Raw genomic sequence first — 20,103 nt, 5'->3', positions numbered from 1 at the left:
CAAGCTCACTCCTCGCGCTCACCTGTGCCCACCTCCCGAAGCGTCACCCGCAGCCGACTGCTGCACCGCCGTTCGCCACGCCGGGCCGTACCACTGCGCACCCAGACCCTCGTGGTGCACCTGACCCGCGTGGTAACCCGCCTGCGCCAACGTCCGCACCGCGTGCGACACCATCTCGTCCGACCCACACACGAACACGTGCCGGGAACGCCAGTCACCGTCGGCCAACGCCCGGTCCACCGCCTGCACGAACTCACCCGGCCGGTGCACGTCGGCACCCACCACGTAGTTCACCGTCAACCACGGATACGACGACGCCAACTTGTCGATCGCGTCGCTGTCGTAGAACTCGCTACGGGAACGGGCCCCCACGTACAGGTCCACCCGCCGGCGGGAACCCTCAGCGGCCACCTGCTCCACCAACGCCTTCACCGGCGCCCAACCGGTCCCCGCGACCAACAGCAACAGGTCACTGGAGCCCGCCGACCACAACCCCAGCCGGTCCCCCACCGGCGCCGCCAGGTGGATCCGGTCGCCCACCGCCGACCCGTACACCAGCCGCGACGACACCGCGCCACCCGGCGCGGCCCGCACATGCAACTCCAACGTGCCGTCCGCCCGCGGGGCGTTCGCCGGCGAGTAGTACCGCCACGACCGCACCGACGGATGCGACACACCTACCGACTGACCCGGGGTGAACGGCAACAGGTACTGCGGACGCACCGTCAACACCGCCAAGTCGAACGCGCGCCGCTCGTGGCCCACGATCTCCGCCACCCACCACGGCGGATTGACCGCCTCAGCGGCCTGCGCGGCCTCGACCATCACCTGGGCGACCAACCCGTACGCCGCCGTCCAGTCCGCGGCCAACTCGTCGGTCCACTGCTCGGCGAGGAAATGCTGCAACGTCGCCACCAGCGCCTCACCGACCGCCGGGTAGTGCTCCGCGCGGACCGCGAACTTGCGGTGATCAGCGCCGAGATCCTGCAGGAAACCCACCAGCCGATCCACCTGGTCCACGTTGGACACGATGTGACCCAACGCGGTCACCAGCCGGTCCCGCTGACCGGCCATGTTCGTGGGAAACATCTGCCGCGTCTCGGGATGAGCGAGAAACAACGTCGAGTAGAAATAGAGCGGCACCTGGTCACCGTGACCGGCGACCACCGACCAGCTCTGCTTGAGGCGAGCGGCGTCCACGCTCAGGCGTCCGACCGGTCTCCGGCAGCCACCACCTGGTCCTGCACCTTCCCCAGCACTGTCTGCACCTCGGCGATGACGTCCGCCGGCACCCCCAACTCGGTGAGCGTCGCCGTCAGGTGCCCGCCCACCTTCGCGTAGTGCTCCGCAGTGATGTGCAACGGCTGGTGCGCCTCAGCCAACTCACGACCCGTGTACTCGTTCGGACCGCCCAGCACCACCGTCAACATCAACGCCAGGTGCCGCCGCTGACCCGCCATGTCCACGTCGGCGAAGTAGCCCGCCAACTCCGGGTCCGCGAGCACCTTGTCGTAGAACAGCTCAACCGCCGCCTTGACCGAACTGGCACCGCCAATACGGTCGAAGTGTGAAGCGGGAGCAGTCTCTTCCGTAACCGTCACGGTCGTTCCTTCCGGGGGTGAAGGGTCCAGAACCGTGAGGGACCATAGCGTGTCAAACGGCTCCGGTCAGGGCCCCCGTATCGGCTTCCCGACAACACACCACCACGCTGCGTCACCACTACCAGTGGGAATCTGCACAGCCGGCCACCGCAACGCCACCCACCGTATCCACAGTGGACCACCGCAGCGAGAGAACCCCGGAAACCGTCACCGACGGTCGCGAGAAAACCAACCGGAAAAAACCCGGAAGCTGGAACGATCAGCCGGCCCGCCGCCGCGCTCGCCGCGCCGCCAACTCGTCACCCACCGGATCCGACCCCGACGCCACCGCCGGCTCCAACGGGGCGCTCGTCGCCGGCTCCGCCGGCAGATGCGACAACGACCCCTGGATCTCCTTGAAGGCCCCACCGATCGCGATGCCGAAGACCCCCTGGCCGCCCTGCAACAGGTCGACCACCTCCTCCGGCGACCGACACTCATACACCGTCGTCCCATCAGAGATCAACGTGATGCCCGCCAGGTCCTCCACACCACGCGACCGCAACGCCTCGATCGCCTTACGGATGTTCTGCAGGGACACCCCCGCATCCAACAACCGCTTCACGACCTTCAACACCACCAGGTCCCGGAACGAATACAACCGCTGCGTCCCCGAACCCGAGGCATCACGAACGCTCGGCACCACAAGCGTCGTCCGCGCCCAGTAATCCAACTGCCGGTAACTGATGCCCACCGCGTGGCAGGCCGTCACACCCCGGTAGCCAACCGAACCGTCACCCTCAGTCGCCACACCTGGCGACGAGGCACCCGACTCGTCGAACTCTGCACCCGGATCGGAATCCCGCGGCTCGTGCATCCCGACAACCTCCCCGTCAGTGTGGCGACGCGTCGTTTCCGGGACGCGCACCCCTCGACATGGAAACCCTATCGCCACCGTCAGGGGTTACCACGGAGGAACCGACGCGACACGCCGCGCAGCCACCGAGAAAGATCACCAACCGAGCCCGGGCACACCTCAGCCCGCGAAATCCTCCGGACGCACCTGCTCCAGGAACTCGCGGAACTTCTCCACCTCGTCCTCCTGCTCGTCAGGGATAACGATCCCCGCCTCGCTGAGGACCTGCTCCGCACAACGAATCGGCGCACCAACCCGCAACGCCAACGCGATCGAATCGCTCGGCCGCGCCGACACCCGCACCCCGTCGCCGATCAACAAATCCGCGTAGAAGACGTTCTCCTTCAGCTCGGTGATCTCCACCGCCTGCAAAGGTGCCTTCAACGCCGCCAACACGTCCCGCAGAAGATCATGCGTCAACGGCCGCGCTGGCTTGACCCCCTGCTGCTCATAAGCGATAGCCGTGGCCTCGACCGCGCCGATCCAAATCGGCAGATAGCGGTCGCCCTCGACCTCCCTGAGCAGGACGATCGGCTGGTTGCTGGGCAGCTCCACCCGAACTCCGACCACGCTCAGCTCGCGCACCGCCGCCTCCGTGTCGTTGTCACCTACGCCGCACCGCGCCCTTCCCTGCACGGTACACGGACCGCAACACGGCCGTCCCATGCGCTACAGCACCACGCCCGCGCCGAAAAGGGGTTACCCCGGCAAGCCTACGGCACGCTTCCCGGAAGAGATCTTTCCGCTCAGCGACCACCCACCGGGCACCCTCACCGACCCAACGTCGACCGCAGACCCACCCGCACCAACGCCGCGTGCAACTGCTCCGACAACGCCACCAACTCCCGCGCCGTCTCCGCCGCCCGCGCCCGCGCAGCCGGATCACTCTGCCGTGCCAACGGCGCCACCAACTGCGCGAACAAACCAACCTCACGGTCCGCCGCCGTCCGATAACCCCGCAGGTGCCGCGGCTCCAACCCGTACGCCGCCAACCCCGCCACCGCCGACGCGATGATCAGAGCATCCGCGTCATACCACCCCGGCGGATCCGACACCAGCACACCGAGCCGCTCCAACTCCACCAACGTCGACTCGTCGATCCCACTACGCGCCACCAGATCCGTCCGGCCGAGCCGCAGCTGCGACGACTCGGCCGGCTCCGGCACCTCACGACCCGGCACCGCACCATCAGGACCAACCGCCACCAACGCCGGCCGCGACCGCCCCGGCTGCTCACCGGACGAATCCCACTGGGCCAACTGCTCCCGGATCACCCGCAACGGCAGATACTTGTCCCGCTGCGCGGTCAACACGAACCGCAACCGCGCCACATCGTCCCAGCTGTACTTCCGGTAACCCGCCGCCGTCCGCTGCGGCTCGACCAAACCCTCGGCCTCAAGAAACCGCAACTTCGAAATCGTGGTGTCCGGAAAATCCACCCGCAACTGCCCAAGCACCTCACCGATGCTCATCAGCGGCTCAGACCGAGCCGACCCGGGTGACATGGAGGCCGCAGGCTCGTTCACCCCCGGCCGGCCTCCTCCTCCGGGCGCGGACCGGCGATGAACACCACCCGGAACTTACCGATCTGAACCTCGTCACCATTGCTCAACGTGGCCGCCTCAACCCGCTCACGATTGACATACGTGCCATTCAGGCTGCCCACATCCCGCACCGTGAACGTCCCACCATCCCGGTGGAACTCCGCGTGCCGACGCGACACCGTCACGTCATCCAGGAAGATGTCACTGTCCGGGTGCCGGCCACTGGTCGTCACATCGTGGTCCAACAGGAACCGGGCACCCGCATTCGGGCCTCGACGAACCACCAGCAGCGCCATACCCGGCGGCAACGAACCGGACATCCGGCTCGGCACCACATCGGTATCCGGCCCCTCCAGCACTTCGTCGAGCGAACCGAGATTGAGCGTCGAAGTGACGTCGAGTGGGGGGAACTCGTCGTCTGGCCGCGTCATGGGACCACCTCACGGATCTGATCGGTCGGCGTCGGGTAATGGCGGGTCTGGCCGCCGGGCACGTAAACACCCGGCGGCTGGCTCCCCGTGCCCGGGAAGGCAATTCCGCAACGCTCAACTATTGGGTTCTCGGTCGACTGGGCGAGCCTAGCCAGCGCCGAAATGCAGGGCAACCGGACGCGCGCAGACAGCCCACGCACCGGATCAAGCACACTCAGCCTTCGGTGATCTTCTGATACGCCGCCGCCGTCAGCAACCCATCAGTGGCAGTCGGATCATTCGGCGTGATCTCCACCAACCAACCCTCACCGTACGGATCAGTATTGATCAGCTCAGGCGTGTCACCCAACGCGTCGTTGCGCGCCGCCACCGTACCGGCCACCGGCGCGTAGATCTCCGACACGCTCTTGGTCGACTCGATCTCACCCAACGAGTCACCGGCCGCGACCACAGCACCCGCCTCGGGCAACTGCACGTACACGATGTCACCGAGCGCGTCCTGGGCGAAGTGAGTGATACCGACCCGGACCGAAGCCGTGCCGTCACCCGCCACCCACTCATGCTCGGCGGTGTATCGCAGATCCTCAGGAATCACCAGACGCGTCCTTCATCCATCGGTGCCCCGGACCACCCGGGTCCGGCGCGGCCGCGCCGGTCAGGAGACCGGACGGGCGTGTTCCAACTTGATCGGCACGTGCAGCGCCGAAACCTCGGCAACCTCACGCTCCCCAAACGTCACGTTACCGCCGCCACCCCGGACCGACGCCACCACCCCACCAGGAATGTTCAACGCCGTACGCATCGTCGCCGGATCACCGATCACCGTGATCGTGTACGGCCCCGTCAACCGACGCCCCTCGACCACCAACGACCCGTTGTCCCCATCCAGGAAGAACGTCGACGCGATGATCCGCACGGTCGCCCGATCCCCACCGGAGATCTGCATCGCCTCCGCGCCCGCACCCCGCAACTCCTGCACCGCGTCCAACACCCGATTCGCCGAGATCGGCTTGACCCCGGCATCGAACTGCACAGTCAACCCCGGCCCCACCGCCGGCAACGTCCCCGCCAGAATGCCCAACTCGTCCGCCCGCCGCGTCGCCTCATCCAACGCCGCCTGCCGACCCTGCTCACCCGATCGCAACTGCCGCTGACTGTCCTCCAGAGCCCGAATGTCCTGCTGCAGACGATTCTCCCGTGCATCCAGATCCGACAGGATCCGCACCAGGTCCTCCTGCCGCGTCGCCCCCAACGTCGGATCCGTCGACGTCGTCTTCAACTGCACGACCAACGTGAACCCCAGCAACGCCAACAACGCCACGATCATCACCCCGGCCGCACTCCACCGGGACCGACCAGCCACCACCGGCGCCGCCGACTCCCCCACCGGCTCAGCCAACCCATCGGAACCCGATACCGGCTCCCCCGACCGCGACACCGCACTCAGGTCCACCGTCGCACCGTCGTCGACCGACTCCACACCCGGCTCGACCGCAGGCTCATCATCCGACGGTCGCGGCTGCGCGGGCGCCTCCGGCGCCAACGGGCTCAACTCGTCCGGATCCGGCGCATCCGGCCGCGGATCCGGCTCACCCGCCGGCCCACCCGGCCGCACCGGACCCGCCGGCTGCGGCCACCCGGTCCCCGTGTCGGTCTGCTCGTCACTCATCGCAACCCAACCTACGCCCGGAACAGGTGCCGACGGATCGCCGCCACATTGCCGAAGATACGCACACCAAGCACAACCACCACACCCGTGGACAACTGACCGCCCACCCCCAACTGGTCACCCAGATACACGATCAAACCAGCGACCAGCACGTTCGAAATGAACGACACCACGAACTGCTTGTCGTCGAAGATGCGATCCAACCGGGCCCGCACCCCACCGAACACCGCGTCCAACGCGGCCACCACCGCGATCGGCAGGTACGGCTGCAACGCCGCCGGCACCGTGGGATCAAGCCACACGCCCAGCACCACACCGGCGAGCAACGCCAGCACCGCGATCATCGGCCACCTCCGGAGGGGCTAACAGTCGTCGCCGGACCAGACGACCCGGGACTGCCGGACCGGACACCCGACGCGGAAGGGCTCGGACTGACCGACGGCTTGGCGTAGCGTAGCTGCGGCTCCGGCGCCGCCGGCAACGTGAGGTCATCCGACTCCCGCACACCGAACGACAACCCGGTCTTCTGCGCGACCTCCCGCATCAGCGCCGCGTTACGACTGTCCTCGAACGCGCGCCGCATCGAACCCGGCCCGATCGCCGACACCTCGTACGGCCCGGTCACCGGCCGGAAATCCACGAGCATCGCCTCACCCGCCGACCGGATCGTCGACGTCGCCGTCAACCGCTGCCCGTTGATGGCGATCGCCTCCGCGCCCGAACTCCACAACGCGTTCGCCACCCCCTGCAGGTCGCTGTACAGCACCCGCGGCGGCCCAGCGCCGGCACCGGTCACCGCGTCCGCATTGTCCGGCGCGTCCGCCAACCGCACCACCACACCGTCACCACGCACCCGCCCCAGACCGGTGCTCGCCTCCAGGTTGCGCAACCGGGCCGCAGCCGAACCGCTCAACGCCGCGTCCCGCTGCCGGCTGACCTCCTCGCGCAGCTGGTCAGCCCGCGTGGACAACCGGTCCGTCTGGCGCTCCCGCTCCTTGATCTGCGTCACCAGACCCGAGCGGGCCTGACTGCGACCCGGCTCGTCCGCCATCGTCTGCCGGTACGCGACAGCGAACAGGAAACCGAGCGCCACGACCACGATCAGGCTCACCGACCGACCCGGCAGGGCCCGCAACCCCCGCGCCGGAGGGGAACCCGCCGAACGCCGACGGGCGGCAGCCGCGTCCGCGTACCCCGGATCCAACGGGTTGCGGAACAACTCGGTGAGGAAGTCCGGCGCGTACACCCGGTCCTGACCGGGCTTGCCCAGCCGCGGCGCGCTCACGCCGCCGCCCCCGAAACGCGCGCCACGCGCACCAACCGGGCCGCCTGCACGACGTACATCCCGCCGGCCACCCAGTAGAGCACCAGGCCCCACCACGCCAACGCCCACCCGATGGCGCTCGCGGCCGTCGCCACGTCGGTCGCCGCGCTGGCCAGCAGCAGCACCGGGAACGCCGCGAGCAGCAGGAACGTGGCGGTCTTGCCCACGTAGTGCACCGGCGGCGGCCCGTACCCGTAGCGGCGCAGCACCGCCAGCGAGGCGAGCAGGAGCACCTCACGGGCCAGCAGCGCCGCGGTGAACTGCCACGGCACCACCTCCCGCGCGGTGAAGGCGACGAGGGTGGCGAGGATGTACAACCGGTCGGCGAGCGGGTCGAGCAGTTCGCCCAGGCGGCTCACCTGACGCAGGCGGCGGGCGATCCACCCGTCGACCCAGTCGGTGGTGCCGCCGATGGCCAACACGACGACCGCCGCCACGTCGGCCCGCCGCACCAGGAAGAGGTAGAGAAACAGCGGGACGCCCAGCAGCCGGCCGAAGCTGATCAGGTTGGGCAGGGTCAGCACCTGCTTGCTGGGGGTGTCGTCGCCGGTGTCCCGCGGTTGCTCTGCCCGAGCCGGCCGACGCGACACCGATCCTCCTCCACGGCACGTGGGCCCCCGGCCGACGCCGGGCGCGGCTGAGGGTCGTACGCGCTGTCGGGCCGACCAGCGCCGGCTGTCCCCTGCGGCCCCGGGTGGGACCCCTTGCCCTGATGCGGCCCGCGATCGTGGTGATCGCGGGCCGGGTAGGTGCGCTGCCACTATATCGGGCTTCCTCTCCCTGGCTGGGCGCTGCCGCCGGGCTGTCGGTGCGGCGTTGCCGCACTGTGGCGTGGATCACCACGCGTAAAGCGTCCTAGGACACTAGTGGAAGCGGGAGACGACGCTCAGGCCGTCTGCGCCGCGGGATCGGTCTGCTGCTCGGGCACCGCTGTCGCCGCCCGGGCGAACCCGACGAGCGCCAGCAACAGCTCGTGCTGCTTACGCGCCGGCATCCGGTCCAGCACCGCCTGCACCGCGCGCTGCCGCCGCTCGGCCAACTCCCCCAGCAGGGTCAGTGCCGCGGGGGTCGGCACCAGCCGCACCTCCCGCCGGTCACGCGGATCGGCCACCCTGCGCAACAGCCCGGTCGCCTCCAGCCGGTCGCACAGCCGGCTCGCCGACGAGGGCACCACGTCCAGCAACTCCGCCAACCCGTTGACGTTGGTCTCCGGTCGACCGCTGATCAGCGTGAGCACCCTCAACTGGGTGGGCGGCACCTGGTGCCGCGCGGTGGCCGCGTCCAGCACGGCGACAAGCGTCCCGGCAGCCGCGTCGATCGCCGCGGCGAGATCCGCAGGTCGCTCCACCTGATGTCCCCTGCCGTCGTCGCGCTGGTGCCCGCCGGGCATCGCGGCGGCGAACCTCACTCCGTGCCCCGTTCCCGGGGACCGTGCCAGTCCAGACAGACCACGACGGCATCGTCGCGCAGATCGGAATCGGCGTGGTAGGCGTGCAGTTCGCGCATCACCGTACCAACCGCCTCGGCCGGCGGCTGCAACCGCGTGGCGCGCAGGGACCGCGCCATCATCCGCTGCCCGTACGGCTCCTGACCCGGCGGCTCCGCGGCCCACACCCCGTCACTGACCACGAAGAGCCGGTCGCCGGGGGCGAGTTGCAGCTCCTGAAGCTCGTAGCGGGTCTCGGCGAACATCCCCAACGGCAGCTGCTGATCCAGCTTCATCCGCTCGACAGTGGACCCGCGCATCCGTAACAGGTGGGGAGAGCCCGCGTCGACAGTCCGCACCCGGCCGAGGCGAGTGTCCACCTCGAGCAGCAGTGTCGCCACGTACCGGGCACCCCGGTGTTGGTAGAAGAGCGTGTCCGAGGCCAGCTCGGCCTGTTCCACCAGACCGCCACCGGAGCGACGGGCGTTGCGCATCCCGTTGACGGTCACGGCGGTCAACAGGGACGCGGCCAGCCCGTTGCCCGCACCGTTGAGCACCGTGACGGTGAGCCGGTCGCCGTCGAGGGACCAGTCGAAGTGATCGCCCCCCACGCTGTACGCCGGTTCGAGCTGACCGGCCAGGTCGAACGCGTGGTGTGACACGCCGCGGCCGGGCAGCAGGTCCCACTGCATCTCGGCGGCCATCGTCAGCCTCTCCCGCCGCCGGGCCCGCCGGTAACGGTCGGTCTCCCGGTCCGCCGCGCGCATCGCCACCGCCAGGGCGCCGGCGATGTCCGTCGCCCGACCGGTGACCGCCGCGTTCGGCACTGTCGAAAGCTCGATCAGCAGCACGCCGACCCGCTCCCCCCACACCGTCAACGGCAGGTAGAGCCGGCAGGGGCCCTCGCCGTCGCGTACGGGTTGCTGGCTGCTGAAGCACCGCTGCGCCATGGTGTGGCAGGCCAGGAAGCCGCCTGCCGGCAGATCCGGGTCCAGCACCGGCCAGAGGCCGCTGATCCGGTAGTCGGCGACGAAGACATCGGTGCGCAGCGCGCCCATCGTCGACCGGATCGCCCGGTCGGCGGCCTCCGCCAACTGGTCGGGTGGGGCCTCGCGCAACGCGCGCGACACCACGTCCGGCGCGTCTGTCATCGTCGTCCTCCCCCGAAGCTTGCTATAGGGCAAGCATCATACGGAAGCCTCCGGACGGGCGGTCGGCGCGGTCAGTCCGCCGCGCGGATCGCGAGCACACCGTGGAACGCGTCGGGCACCCGCGTCGGCGGGCCGTCCGGCCGCCACTCGGCGACCGGGACGATCCCGTCCGCTGTCGGCGCCCACCGACCGAGCAGGGGCGCGAACGCCGCCGGTGGACGCATCCGGAACTGCGGGCCCATCATGGCCAACGCCTGCGGATGACCGGCCAGCTCCTCGGTGTCGAAGTCCAGAGCGAGCAGGCTGCCCGACGCCGCGGCAGCGTACAACTCGTCGAGGGTGTGGGTCAGCGTGGCGTCGTCGAGGAACGCCGCCAACCCCAGGAAGACCACGCCGACCGGCCGCCGGCCCCACCCGGGCACGAAGCGGTGCAGCTGCGCCGGGTCGACGGTACCGATGTCCGTCGCGTCGCCGAAGCCGTAGCCGGCCCGGTCACTGCCGGCGAGGATGCTCTGTCCCAGTCGGATGGTGACCGGGTCGACGTCGGTGTAGAGCACCGTTGCGTCGGGGACGACCTCGTGCACGTTGCCCATCGTCGGCACCCCGGCACCAAACACCAGGAACCCGTCCACGCCCTCGGCGGCCATGGCCCGCACCGCACGGCCCAGGAACGCCCGCAACTCCCGGAAGACCGGCGCGCACGGCCCGTACGCCTGCTCGAACGCGTTCGCGGCGGCCACGTCCACGGGAAAGTGATGCTGCCCGCCGAGCCAGAAGTCGATCATGCGAGCGGTGCTCGGCTGGTCCGGTTCACCCATCGGCGGCGCTCCCTCCCCGGTCGTCGCCAGCGTACCGACCGCGACGTGCTCAGCGGTATCGCGGCGCGGGGGCGTCCGGGCCCGCGATACTTGCCGCGAGCGGAGGTGGGGCTGTGAACTCGGCGAACAACGCGGCGGTGGTGGTCGGCGTCGACGGGTCGGAGTCGGCGCTGCGCGCCGTCCGCCTCGCCGCCACCGAGGCGGCACGCAGGCGCCGGCCGCTGCGGGTCGTGCACGGCTTCATCTGGCCGTTGCTGCACGTACCGGTGTCCCCCGCCCCGCAGGCGCCGCCCGGCGGTGGGCTGCGCCACCGGGCCGAGGAACTCGTCGAAGCCGCGGTGCGCGAGGCCGAGACGACGGTGCCCGACCTGCCGATCTCCGGCGAGATCATCGACGGGGAGGCCGCCGCGGTGTTGGTCGGTGAGTCCCCCACCGCCGCGCTCATCGTGCTCGGCGACCGCGGGCTGGGTGGGTTCTCCGCGCTGGTGGTCGGCTCGGTGGCGGTGCAGGTCGCCGCGTACGCCGACTGCCCGGTGCTTGTCGCGCGCGGCACGCAACGCCCCGACGAGCCGGTGCTCGTCGCGGTGGACGGCTCGGACGCCTCCCGGCAGGCCGCGGAGTACGCCGCCGAGGCGGCGGTGACGCGCGGTGTGCCGCTGGTGGCGGTGCACGCCTACCGGCACCCGGGCAGCAGCGGGCCCGGCGACATGCAACCCCTGGTGTACGACGAGGCGACGCTGCGCGGCGAGCAGGAGCGGATGCTGGCCGGGTGGCTCACCGGCCTCACCGACGGCCACCGGGGTCTGCGGTTGACCTGTCGGGCGGTGCACGGTCGACCTGGCAGCGTGCTCGCCGAGGCGTCCCGTACCGCCCAACTGGCGGTCGTCGGTGGGCACGGGCGCGGCGAGGTGACGGGGTTGCTCCTGGGGTCGGTGAGTCAGTCGATGCTGCACCACGCGCAGTGCCCGGTCCTCGTGGTCCGCGGGCCCCGGTAGTCCGCCGGGTTGGTCCGCCACCAGACGGGTAGACCGCGGCGGTACGCCCAGCCGACGGTGGGCAGCACCAGGTGCCCAGACCGACGAAGGAGGCACAGATGCCAGGACCACGGCCCGGCAGCAACGCGTACGACAAGCAGCGGGCGCGGTTGCGCAACGCGATCGACGACTCCGGACGCCGAGTGCCTGACGGTAAGGCGAACCAGGTCGCGAACCGGATCCTCCAGGAGGATCGCGGCCAACGCGGCGTGGTTCGCGGTGACCGGACGTACGGCCCGAAGAGTGAGCGCGAACCGGGCGACCCGAAGTGAGAAGGGTCGACGTGGCCGACGGCGCCATCGCGGGCGCCGTCGGCAGCACCGCGCTGAACGTGGTCAGCTACCTCGACATGGCGCTGCGGGGACGACCGGAGAGCGACATCCCCGAGGAGACCGTCGACCGGCTGGCCGGGATCGCGCACGTGGACCTGGGCAACGGGGCCCGGGCGGCCAACCGCCGCTCGGGCCTCGGGCCGCTGATCGGGTACGGGCTGGGCATCGCCGCGGGCATCGGGTTCGCGCTCTACGCCGGTGGCCGGCGTCAGCCGTTGCCGGTGGCCACCGGGCTTCTCGGCGCGGGCGTCATGACCATGACGGACGGGTCGATCACCGTGCTCGGCCTCAGCGACCCGCGTACCTGGCGGCGTTCCGACTGGATCTCCGACATCATCCCGCACCTCGCGTACGGGTTGACGGCCGCCGCGACCTGGAACAGGTTGCGGCGGCCGTCAGATCGCTGTCGCTAGTCAGCGGGTGTCGCTGTCGTCCTCGGCCACCGGCTCGCCGGCCGGGCCGTACGGCGACACCTGCCCCTTCGGGACCGGTCGACCCTCGTCGCCGCGCGACGTGCCACGGTTGGCCGGGTGGCCACCCGGGCCGGGGCCCTTGCTGTCCTGACTGGTGGCGCCGAGTGCGTTGCGGCGCAACTCCGGCTGCTGCGGGTTCGTCACGGGGTGTCTCCCTCCGGTACGGCGACGGCATCGACCGCCTCCACCGCCGGCATACCCGCCCGCCCCGGTGGCATTCCGGCAGCGGTCGCCGGTGCTACGGCTAACCGGTCCTCGACCGGGTAAGCCGGCAGGATGGGCAATGATCGAAGCGTGGTGCGGGTCCTGCTGGACAGGCGTGGCAGAACGTACGCCGAGGAGGCCGGTATCCGGCTCGCCGACCGGCCGGGGCCGCTGTACCAACTGCTGGTGCTGACCACGCTGCTGAGCACCCGGATCCGCGCGTGCGTGGCGGTGGACGCCGCGCGGGAACTGTTCGCCGCGGGCTACCGCACTCCGCAGGCGATGGAGGCGGCCAGTTGGCAGGAGCGGGTCGACGCGCTGGGCCGTGGCCACTACCGCCGCTACGACGAGCGGACCGCCACGATGCTCGGCACCGGTGCGCGGCTGTGCCTGGACCGCTGGCACGGTGACCTGCGACGCCTGCACCGGGAGGCCCAGGGCGACAGTGCCGGGCTGCGACGGCGGCTCACCGAGTTCCCCGGGATCGGCCCCACCGGCGCGGACATCTACCTGCGGGAGGCACAGGCGGTGTGGTCGGACGTGCGCCCGTACGCCGACCGGCGGGCCCTGGCCGGGGCGAAGCGGCTGGGTCTGCCGGGTACCCCGGACCGGCTCGCCGGTCTCGTCGACGAACCGGACTTCGGCCGGCTCGCCTCAGCGCTGGTCAGGGTGGCGCTCGGTGAGGAGTCCGCCGGTGAGGTCACCCGGGTCGCCGCCCGCTGAACCGGCTCACTTGACCGTCTTGTCCCCGGGGCGGGTCAGGTGCCACACCAGCAACGCGGCGAGCAACGCCAGGACCACCACCCCGCCGGAGATGCCACGACCCTCCTCGGGGCTGCGGCCGGCGCTGCCGAAGTAGATCACCGCGAGGCCGGCAAGCACCGTGACGAACGTACGCAACCCTCGGTCCTTCACGTCTGGCACGGTAGGCGGGCGACGATCACCACTTCGCCGATTCGGGCGTTCTGTCATTCGTCCGGGTGACTGGTCAACGCTCGGCGACGAACCCGCACAGCCGCACCCGGCGCACCGCCCGGTCGGCGACCTCCACCACCTGCAGGGTCAGCCCGGGCAGCCGCACCGTCTCACCCGGGGAGTCCGGGAGGTGCCGCAGCCGGGCCAGCACCAGACCGGCCACAGTGGTGTAGTCCCGGGACAGCGGGAAGCTCAACCGCACCCCCAGGTCGGGCAGATCGTGCAACGGGAAGTCGCCGGGCACCAGCAGTGACCCGTCCGCCTCCCGGACGACGCCGCGCACGTCACGGTCGGTCTCGTCGTACAACTCGCCGACCACCTCGGCCAGCAGGTCCTCCATGGTCACCATGCCGTCGATGCCCCCGTGCTCGTCGACCACCAGGGCCAGTTGCTGATGCTCCTGCCGAAGCTGACGCATCGCGTCGGCCACCGGCAGGGTCACCGGCAGCAGCAACGGCGCACGGACCCGCTCACGCACCGGGGCGGTGCCGGCCCGCACCAGGTCCCGGATGTGCACCACCCCGAGCACCTCGTCCAAGCCGCCCGGCCCGGTGACGGGAGCCCGGGACCGCCCGGCGGCGGCGAGCCGCCGGACCCCCTCGGCGGCGGCCAGGTCGGCCGGCAGGGTGGTCACCTCCCGCCGGGCCACCAGGATCTCCCGCAACGTCCGGCCGGCGATGTCGAACGCGCCGGTGAGGATCTCCCGCTGCTGGGCCGACAGGCCACGCTGGCTGGCCAGCATCTCCCGCAGCTCCTCCTCGGTCATCTCCTCCCGGTTGGCCCGCGGGTCACCGCCGGCGAGCCGCACGACCACGTCGGTGGCCCGGCTGAGCAGCCACACCGCCGGCCGGGACACCCGGGCCAGCAGATCCAACGGACCGGCGCTCAGCAGCGCCCACCGTTCGGCCCGCTGCATGGCCAGCCGCTTCGGGGCCAACTCCCCGAACACCAGCGTGACGAACGTCAGCAGCACTGTCACCAGCAGCACCGCGGCGGGACGCGCCGCCCCGCCAAGGAAACCCAACGGGCCGACGAGTGGGCCGGCCAACGACACCGCGGCCGCCGCCGAGGCGAGGAACCCCGCCAGGGTGATGCCGAGCTGAACGGTGGCCAGGTAGCGGTTCGGGTCGCGGGACAACTGCACCAGCCGGTCACCGGCGCGACTGCGCCGGCCCAGCCGCCGCAACTGCCCCTCCCGCAGGGTCACCAGTGCCATCTCGCTGCCGGAGAGGGCGGCGTTGACGAGCACCAGCACGGCCACCAACGCCAACTGCCCGAGCTGACCACCCATCACGCACCCCCGTCCGCCTTCTCAGGCCACTCAACCGCAGCGGGGCGCACCGCGGGTCCGGTTTGCGGGCGCGCCCCCGGGCTCAGTCGACCTCCAGGTCGTCGAGCGAGATGGAGTGGGTCATCAACCACCGGGCCAGCGCCGACATCCCGAACAGCCACAGCGGCACCGACTCGGTCGGGCCGTTGGTGGCGTAGATGGCGAAACGGAGGTCCGGCGCCCGGTACGCCTCGATCCGCCACTGGTGCTGCCGGTCCCGCCAGACCGCCGAAGGGTCCATGGCGTCACCGTAGGTGACGGTCACCGACCTCGGGGCCGGTTAGCGCCAGCGCGGCGTAGGGCGAGGGCTCAGGTGACGACGATCCGGGCGTCGTCGGGCAGCCGGCGGGTGGCGCCCCGGCGGTCCAGCAACTCCAACAACGGGACCGCCACCCGGCGGGTGGTGTCCAGCGCCTGCCGGGCCGCCGACAAAGTGAACGGCTGCGGCAGTCCGGCCAACACCCGTACCGCGTCGTCGAGCGCGTCCGGCAGCAGCACCACGTTGTCGGCCAACCGCAGCAGCGCGCCGGCCCGCACCGCGGCGCCGATCTCCCGGGGGCCCAGACCGAGGTCGACGAGGCGGTCGGCTTCGGGGGCCCGGAACGGCCGGTCGCCGTACTCGGCGCGGACCCGTCGCACCGCCCTGGCCACCGGTTCGGGAAGCGCGTCGACGCTCGCCGCCCCGACCCGACCGGCGTGGACCCGCAACGGCGGACGGACCAGCGCCTCGACCAGCACCCGGTCGGGCAGGGCGAGGCGCTGGCGCAGCGCGTCCACTGGCATCCCGGGTTCCAACGGGTGCTCCCGCGCGTGCCGGGCCACCTCCTCGGTCAACTGCTCGCCGAGCCGCCGCCAGTGGGCGGGGTCGGCCAGCCAGTCGCCGGCCACCGGCTCGGCGCGCACCGGCACACCCATCCGGAGCAACGCACCGGCCCGGACCAGCCGGCGACGGCGCAGCTCCCCCGCCAGGTCGGGTCGACCGTCCAGCTCGGCGAGGACCTGGGCGCGGGCGGCGGCCGCACCCCGGCGGCCCAGCGGCGGCGGCGCCACGTCAAGCACCCGCACCCCGCCGCTGACGTGGTGGCGGCCCGGGTCCCGCAGCAGAGCCCGGTCACCGACCAGCAACGGCAACGGGCGGGCCAGTAGCAGTCGGACGGTGTCCGGGCCGAGCGGGCGCACCCGTACCGGCACCGCCGCCGACCCGACGTGCAGGGTGAGGGCGGCCGGCAGGTCGGCGGCCGGGTCACCGGTCAGCCGGACGTCGACGAGGTCGCTGTGGTGAAACCGACCCGGCGTGAGCAACGCGTCGCCCCGGCCGAGCCGGTCGCGGGGCGTACCACGCAGGTTGACCGCCACCCGGGCGACCGCCGTCGCCTCCGTTCGGGCCTCGCCCAGCGAGTGCAGGCCGCGGACCCGGACCGGTTCGTCGGCGCCGGCCAGCTCCAGTTCGTCGCCCACCCGCAGCCGGCCGGCGCCGAGGGTGCCGGTGACGACGGTGCCGCTGCCCCGCACCGTGAAGCTGCGGTCCACCCACAGCCGGACCGGGTCGTCCACGACCGGCGCGGGCAGGTGGGCGGCGAGCCGGTCCAGGGCGGCCCGCAGCTCCGGCAGGCCGGCGCCGGTGAGACCACTGACCGCCACCGCCGGGACTGCCCCCAGGCTCGTCGCGGCGATCTCGGCGCGGGCGTGCGCCGTCGCCGGCCCCGGGTCGGCCAGGTCCGCGCGGGTCACCACCAGCAGGCCGTACGCGACGCCGAGCGCGTCGAGGGCGGCCAGGTGCTCGGCGGACTGCGGCATCCAGCCCTCGTCGGCGGCCACCACGATCAGCGCCGCCGGGACGGGGCCGACCCCGGCGAGCATGTTCGGCACGAACCGCTCGTGCCCGGGTACGTCGACGAATGCGACGGTGCCGCCGGACGGCAACGTCGTCCAGGCGAAACCCAGGTCGATTGTCATCCCCCGGCGGCGTTCCTCGGCCCACCGGTCGGGTTCCATCCCGGTCAACGCCCGGACCAGTGTCGACTTGCCGTGGTCGACGTGCCCGGCGGTCGCGACGACGAACACGCTCAGTCGTCCCCTGGTACGCGCAGCACAGCCTCGCGGACCGCCTCGTCGGCGTCGGCGGGCACACACCGCAGGTCGAGCAGGAGCCGGCCACGCACCACCCGACCGAGGACCGGCGGGTCTCCGGTGCGCAGTGGCAGCGCGTAGCGCTCGGGCAGGCTCAACGCCCACGAGTCCAGCTCCACCCCGGGGGCGCCGCCGCCGCCGACCACCGCTACCGCGGGCACCACCTCGGCCTTGCGGCCGTCCGTGCCGAGCCGGTCCCGCAGCCGTTCCACCCGTTCGTGCAGGGCACCGGGGTCGGCGTGCAGCGCCACCCGGGTCGGGGTGTCGGGTTGGTGCAGTGTGGCGGCCAGCGCGGCCAGTGTGAGCTTGTCCACCCGCAGCGCCCGGGCCAGTGGGTGGCGACGCAGTCGGTCGATCATCTCGACGTCACCCAGCAGCAGGCCCGCCTGCGGCCCACCGAGCAGCTTGTCGCCGCTGGCGGTGACGAGCGTGGCGCCGGCGCGCAGGGTGCTGGCCGCGTCGGGTTCGTCGGGCAGCAGCGGGTCCGGGCCGAGCAGCCCGGAGCCGATGTCAGCGACCACCGGCACCCCGAGCGTGGCCAACTGCCGTACCCCGGTGGATGAGGTGAAGCCGGTGACCCGGAAGTTCGACGGGTGCACCTTGAGCACGAAACCGGTCTGCGGGCCGAGCGCGGCCGCGTAGTCCGCGATTGTGGTGCGGTTGGTGGTGCCCACCTCGCGTAGCCGCGCACCGGTGCTCTCCAGCAGGTCGGGCAGGCGGAAACCGTCGCCGATCTCGACCAGCTCGCCCCGGCTGACCACGATCTCCCGGCCGCCGGCCAACGCGGTGGCGGCCAGCACCAGCGCGGCAGCGCCGTTGTTGACCACGTGCACGGCGCCCGCGTCGGGCACGGCGGCGGCCAGCGCGTCGAGCGCGCCCCGGCCACGGCGGGCCCGCCGGCCGGTGGCCAGGTCCAACTCGACGTCGGTGTGCCCGGCGGCGGCCACCACCGCGGCGACCGCGGCGGGCGACAACGGCGCCCGGCCCAGGTTCGTGTGCAGCACGACACCGGTGGCGTTGAGGACCACCCGAGGGGCCGGGGTGGGCAGCGCGGCGACCGCCGCGTCGCGTACCTCGTCGGGGTCGAGCTCACCGCGACGCGCGCGGTCCTGCGCGCGGGACACGACCGCCTTGACCCGCTCCCGGCCGAGGGTCGCCGTGGCGGCGGCCAGCACCGGGTCGGCGAGCAGAGTGTCCGTACGGGGCACCCGGCGTCGCGGGTCCACCGGGCCGTCGCCCATCACGTCATCTCCTGCGAGCGGTGTGGCGGAGACGGACGGGAATCGAACCCGCCTGGCCCGGGTCCCGGACCACTCCGGTTTTGAAGACCGGGAGGGGCACCAGCCGCCTGAACGCCTCCACCGGACATTCGATCACACCGCGGGCGGGGCCGCCCGATCAGATGGAAGATCCATGCTGCTCCGCCGCGCTTCGACCCGTTCGCGTTGCGGCACCACCGTGTACCGGGGGTCGCGGGCCGAGGCGACGCCACCGTGGAAGATGCCGAACCGGGTCAGCGCCGACGCGGTCAGCAGCGCGGTGCCGGAGAGCGCCCCGACCACCCGACTGCGCCGGCCCAGCAGGGCGCCGGCCACCCCGCCGACGGTCAGCAGCCGCGCGGCGCGCAGCAACCGACCCGGCCGACCCGAGCGGTAGGGCTCGCTGAGCAGGCCGAGGCGGGTCTCCACCCGATGCGTGGCGTACAACTCCAGGGCCGCGCCGGCCACCGCCATCCGGCGGGCCGGCCCGGCCTGGGCCGGCGGCGCGGCGAGCAGACCCACGCCGGCGCCGCTGGCCAGCGCGCTGCCCGCGAAGATCACCGGCAACTCGGGGTACGCCTCGTGCCACGACGGCACCGCCGTGTCCGCCAACAACACTCCGGTGTACGTGGCCAGCGCCGGCGCGGTACCGGCGGCGAGCAGCCCAGCGGCGTGCCCGATCGGCGGCAACGCCCGAGAGGCCAGCCCGAGCGGACCGTGCCGGGGCAGCACCACCGCCGCCTCGGCGATCGCGGCGACGCCCGCCGCCGGCCCGTACACGGTGAGGATCCAGGTGCCCACCGACATCGGCGAGGTCACCTTGGCCACCCGCAGCATGTGGTGGAACCGCGCCGGCCGACCCAGGTCCTTCACCAGGAAGACGGCGCTGGCGCTGACGGCCGCCAACGCGGTGACCCGACCGGCGCGCCGCAGCGCGGGCCGCCCGGTCAGCTGCCCGCCCGCGGCGAGCAGCGACGAGCCGGCGGCCAGCCCTCCGGTGAACAGGTACGCCGCGATGTCCCACTTCCAGACCGGCGCCTTGAGGATGGGCCGACCGTAGTACGACGTGAACGTCGCCTCCGGCACCCGCACCTCCTCGCCGCCACCCCCGCGCCGTCGGCGCCGCCGGCCGGGGGCCTCGACGCGTCCCCGCGCGGTCAGCTCGGCGGCGGTGCCGCTGTCTGCGCCTGTCCCAGGCTGGGCACCTGTCGCGGGCTCGGCACCCGTCGCGCCGCGGGGCCACTCGCCGTCGAATCGTGGTGGGACGCCGCCGTCGGCGTCGAGCCGCTCCCGGAAACGACGGAACCGGTCACCCACGGGGCCCGGTGGGGTCATGAGGAACCTCCGACGAACGCGGCGACTGTCGCCGCCGCCATGGCGAGCGCGGCGAGGCCGGCACGTTTCCACATCTTCGGCAGGTCGCGGGTGGTCACCACCGGATCCGGCGGCAGCCCGTACACCTCCGGCTCGTCCAACAGCAGGAAGAACGCCCCGTCACCACCCACCC

25 protein-coding genes, 1 tRNA gene and 1 pseudogene are annotated in these 20,103 nt (G+C 72.0%); 4 read left to right on the top strand and 23 right to left on the bottom strand.

Annotation, left to right across the window (positions count from 1 at the left end):
* Window positions 1-18: 18 nt before the first annotated feature.
* The 14 genes from ABZ406_RS14370 to ABZ406_RS14305 form a co-directional block, all read right to left on the bottom strand.
* Window positions 19-1,200, bottom strand: a complete 1,182-nt coding sequence (locus ABZ406_RS14370) for a globin domain-containing protein (protein WP_357760553.1) — start codon at window positions 1,198-1,200, stop codon at window positions 19-21.
* Between the two features lie 2 nt (window positions 1,201-1,202).
* Window positions 1,203-1,601 carry a group 1 truncated hemoglobin gene (locus ABZ406_RS14365; RefSeq protein WP_357760551.1) on the bottom strand — a complete coding sequence of 133 codons (399 nt, stop codon included), beginning with the start codon at window positions 1,599-1,601 and terminating at the stop codon, window positions 1,203-1,205.
* Between the two features lie 259 nt (window positions 1,602-1,860).
* Window positions 1,861-2,457 (bottom strand): MerR family transcriptional regulator, encoded by a 597-nt coding sequence (locus tag ABZ406_RS14360; RefSeq protein ID WP_357760548.1) that lies wholly within the window; start codon window positions 2,455-2,457, stop codon window positions 1,861-1,863.
* 159 nt (window positions 2,458-2,616) lie between these two features.
* Window positions 2,617-3,081, bottom strand: coding sequence for a bifunctional nuclease family protein (locus ABZ406_RS14355; protein ID WP_030327706.1), 465 nt, complete (start codon window positions 3,079-3,081; stop codon window positions 2,617-2,619).
* A 185-nt stretch (window positions 3,082-3,266) separates the two neighbouring features.
* Window positions 3,267-3,968, bottom strand: coding sequence for a MerR family transcriptional regulator (locus tag ABZ406_RS14350; protein WP_357760546.1), 702 nt, complete (start codon window positions 3,966-3,968; stop codon window positions 3,267-3,269).
* A gap of 50 nt (window positions 3,969-4,018) precedes the next feature.
* Window positions 4,019-4,471, bottom strand: coding sequence for an FHA domain-containing protein (locus ABZ406_RS14345; protein ID WP_007071101.1), 453 nt, complete (start codon window positions 4,469-4,471; stop codon window positions 4,019-4,021).
* Between the two features lie 214 nt (window positions 4,472-4,685).
* Entirely contained in the window at window positions 4,686-5,066 is a 381-nt protein-coding gene (gcvH, locus tag ABZ406_RS14340; protein ID WP_196926700.1) for a glycine cleavage system protein GcvH, read from the bottom strand.
* A 60-nt stretch (window positions 5,067-5,126) separates the two neighbouring features.
* A complete protein-coding gene (locus ABZ406_RS14335) occupies window positions 5,127-6,140 on the bottom strand; it encodes a DUF881 domain-containing protein (RefSeq protein WP_357760544.1) in 1,014 nt (337 codons plus the stop codon).
* Between the two features lie 11 nt (window positions 6,141-6,151).
* Window positions 6,152-6,484, bottom strand: coding sequence for a small basic family protein (locus tag ABZ406_RS14330; protein WP_030327710.1), 333 nt, complete (start codon window positions 6,482-6,484; stop codon window positions 6,152-6,154).
* The gene (locus tag ABZ406_RS14325) at window positions 6,481-7,425 is read right to left on the bottom strand and encodes a DUF881 domain-containing protein (RefSeq protein WP_357760541.1); all 945 of its coding nucleotides are present in this window, start codon (window positions 7,423-7,425) and stop codon (window positions 6,481-6,483) included. Before ABZ406_RS14325 ends, ABZ406_RS14330 begins: the two co-directional genes overlap by 4 nt.
* Window positions 7,422-8,054, bottom strand: a complete 633-nt coding sequence (locus ABZ406_RS14320) for a CDP-alcohol phosphatidyltransferase family protein (protein WP_357760539.1) — start codon at window positions 8,052-8,054, stop codon at window positions 7,422-7,424. The genes ABZ406_RS14325 and ABZ406_RS14320 overlap by 4 nt, the downstream gene beginning before the upstream one ends.
* Window positions 8,055-8,350: 296 nt before the next feature.
* Entirely contained in the window at window positions 8,351-8,812 is a 462-nt protein-coding gene (locus ABZ406_RS14315; protein ID WP_357760536.1) for a MarR family transcriptional regulator, read from the bottom strand.
* 56 nt (window positions 8,813-8,868) lie between these two features.
* Window positions 8,869-10,041 carry a PP2C family protein-serine/threonine phosphatase gene (locus ABZ406_RS14310; protein ID WP_357760534.1) on the bottom strand — a complete coding sequence of 391 codons (1,173 nt, stop codon included), beginning with the start codon at window positions 10,039-10,041 and terminating at the stop codon, window positions 8,869-8,871.
* 71 nt (window positions 10,042-10,112) lie between these two features.
* On the bottom strand, window positions 10,113-10,859 hold the full coding sequence (locus tag ABZ406_RS14305; protein ID WP_357760531.1) for an SAM-dependent methyltransferase: 747 nt from the start codon (window positions 10,857-10,859) through the stop codon (window positions 10,113-10,115).
* Between the two features lie 113 nt (window positions 10,860-10,972).
* Here ABZ406_RS14305 and ABZ406_RS14300 point away from each other — a divergent pair, with 113 nt between their 5' ends.
* The 3 genes from ABZ406_RS14300 to ABZ406_RS14290 all read left to right on the top strand — a co-directional run bounded on the left by ABZ406_RS14300 (window position 10,973) and on the right by ABZ406_RS14290 (window position 12,638).
* Window positions 10,973-11,854 (top strand): universal stress protein, encoded by an 882-nt coding sequence (locus ABZ406_RS14300; RefSeq protein ID WP_357760528.1) that lies wholly within the window; start codon window positions 10,973-10,975, stop codon window positions 11,852-11,854.
* Window positions 11,855-11,952: 98 nt separating this feature from the next.
* On the top strand, window positions 11,953-12,165 hold the full coding sequence (locus ABZ406_RS14295; protein WP_088989541.1) for a phosphatidylethanolamine-binding protein: 213 nt from the start codon (window positions 11,953-11,955) through the stop codon (window positions 12,163-12,165).
* Window positions 12,162-12,638 (top strand): hypothetical protein, encoded by a 477-nt coding sequence (locus ABZ406_RS14290; RefSeq protein ID WP_357760525.1) that lies wholly within the window; start codon window positions 12,162-12,164, stop codon window positions 12,636-12,638. The genes ABZ406_RS14295 and ABZ406_RS14290 overlap by 4 nt, the downstream gene beginning before the upstream one ends.
* Here the strand turns inward: ABZ406_RS14290 and ABZ406_RS14285 are convergent, their stop codons facing one another.
* Window positions 12,639-12,842, bottom strand: coding sequence for a hypothetical protein (locus ABZ406_RS14285; protein ID WP_357760523.1), 204 nt, complete (start codon window positions 12,840-12,842; stop codon window positions 12,639-12,641).
* A 132-nt stretch (window positions 12,843-12,974) separates the two neighbouring features.
* Here ABZ406_RS14285 and ABZ406_RS14280 point away from each other — a divergent pair, with 132 nt between their 5' ends.
* Window positions 12,975-13,625: a hypothetical protein gene (locus ABZ406_RS14280; RefSeq protein ID WP_357760519.1), complete on the top strand. Its 651-nt coding sequence runs from the start codon at window positions 12,975-12,977 to the stop codon at window positions 13,623-13,625.
* 6 nt (window positions 13,626-13,631) lie between these two features.
* Here the strand turns inward: ABZ406_RS14280 and ABZ406_RS14275 are convergent, their stop codons facing one another.
* From ABZ406_RS14275 to ABZ406_RS14240, 8 genes and pseudogenes are all read right to left on the bottom strand, one after another.
* Window positions 13,632-13,817, bottom strand: a complete 186-nt coding sequence (locus tag ABZ406_RS14275; protein ID WP_036410487.1) for a hypothetical protein — start codon at window positions 13,815-13,817, stop codon at window positions 13,632-13,634.
* 73 nt (window positions 13,818-13,890) lie between these two features.
* Window positions 13,891-15,168 (bottom strand): hemolysin family protein, encoded by a 1,278-nt coding sequence (locus tag ABZ406_RS14270; protein WP_357760516.1) that lies wholly within the window; start codon window positions 15,166-15,168, stop codon window positions 13,891-13,893.
* An 82-nt stretch (window positions 15,169-15,250) separates the two neighbouring features.
* A complete protein-coding gene (locus ABZ406_RS14265; RefSeq protein ID WP_088989536.1) occupies window positions 15,251-15,448 on the bottom strand; it encodes a hypothetical protein in 198 nt (65 codons plus the stop codon).
* A 68-nt stretch (window positions 15,449-15,516) separates the two neighbouring features.
* Window positions 15,517-17,271: a selenocysteine-specific translation elongation factor gene (selB, locus tag ABZ406_RS14260; RefSeq protein WP_357760513.1), complete on the bottom strand. Its 1,755-nt coding sequence runs from the start codon at window positions 17,269-17,271 to the stop codon at window positions 15,517-15,519.
* A 2-nt stretch (window positions 17,272-17,273) separates the two neighbouring features.
* Window positions 17,274-18,578 carry an L-seryl-tRNA(Sec) selenium transferase gene (gene selA, locus ABZ406_RS14255; protein WP_357760510.1) on the bottom strand — a complete coding sequence of 435 codons (1,305 nt, stop codon included), beginning with the start codon at window positions 18,576-18,578 and terminating at the stop codon, window positions 17,274-17,276.
* A 23-nt stretch (window positions 18,579-18,601) separates the two neighbouring features.
* A tRNA-Sec gene (locus tag ABZ406_RS14250) sits at window positions 18,602-18,697 on the bottom strand.
* Between the two features lie 13 nt (window positions 18,698-18,710).
* Window positions 18,711-19,931, bottom strand: coding sequence for an NrfD/PsrC family molybdoenzyme membrane anchor subunit (nrfD, locus tag ABZ406_RS14245; protein ID WP_357760507.1), 1,221 nt, complete (start codon window positions 19,929-19,931; stop codon window positions 18,711-18,713).
* A pseudogene (locus ABZ406_RS14240) lies at window positions 19,928-20,103 on the bottom strand (4Fe-4S ferredoxin); the annotation flags it as partial. The gene nrfD and the pseudogene ABZ406_RS14240, both read right to left, overlap by 4 nt.

It is taken from the genome of Micromonospora sp. NPDC005710, assembly GCF_040630995.1.
Lineage (GTDB): Bacteria > Actinomycetota > Actinomycetes > Mycobacteriales > Micromonosporaceae > Micromonospora.
This window is presented reverse-complemented; position numbering and strand designations above follow the sequence as displayed.

Bases quoted from the DNA above. Each gene is read 5' to 3' on its own strand.
- ABZ406_RS14265 (WP_088989536.1), bottom strand. From the start codon at position 15,448: ATGGACCCTTCGGCGGTCTGGCGGGACCGGCAGCACCAGTGGCGGATC.
- ABZ406_RS14270 (WP_357760516.1), bottom strand. From the start codon at position 15,168: ATGGGTGGTCAGCTCGGGCAGTTGGCGTTGGTGGCCGTGCTGGTGCTC.
- ABZ406_RS14330 (WP_030327710.1), bottom strand. From the start codon at position 6,484: ATGATCGCGGTGCTGGCGTTGCTCGCCGGTGTGGTGCTGGGCGTGTGG.
- ABZ406_RS14360 (WP_357760548.1), bottom strand. From the start codon at position 2,457: ATGCACGAGCCGCGGGATTCCGATCCGGGTGCAGAGTTCGACGAGTCG.
- ABZ406_RS14280 (WP_357760519.1), top strand. From the start codon at position 12,975: ATGGGCAATGATCGAAGCGTGGTGCGGGTCCTGCTGGACAGGCGTGGC.
- ABZ406_RS14295 (WP_088989541.1), top strand. From the start codon at position 11,953: ATGCCAGGACCACGGCCCGGCAGCAACGCGTACGACAAGCAGCGGGCG.
- ABZ406_RS14305 (WP_357760531.1), bottom strand. From the start codon at position 10,859: ATGGGTGAACCGGACCAGCCGAGCACCGCTCGCATGATCGACTTCTGG.
- ABZ406_RS14350 (WP_357760546.1), bottom strand. From the start codon at position 3,968: ATGAGCATCGGTGAGGTGCTTGGGCAGTTGCGGGTGGATTTTCCGGAC.
- ABZ406_RS14310 (WP_357760534.1), bottom strand. From the start codon at position 10,041: ATGACAGACGCGCCGGACGTGGTGTCGCGCGCGTTGCGCGAGGCCCCA.
- selA (WP_357760510.1), bottom strand. From the start codon at position 18,578: ATGGGCGACGGCCCGGTGGACCCGCGACGCCGGGTGCCCCGTACGGAC.
- ABZ406_RS14335 (WP_357760544.1), bottom strand. From the start codon at position 6,140: ATGAGTGACGAGCAGACCGACACGGGGACCGGGTGGCCGCAGCCGGCG.
- ABZ406_RS14345 (WP_007071101.1), bottom strand. From the start codon at position 4,471: ATGACGCGGCCAGACGACGAGTTCCCCCCACTCGACGTCACTTCGACG.
- nrfD (WP_357760507.1), bottom strand. From the start codon at position 19,931: ATGACCCCACCGGGCCCCGTGGGTGACCGGTTCCGTCGTTTCCGGGAG.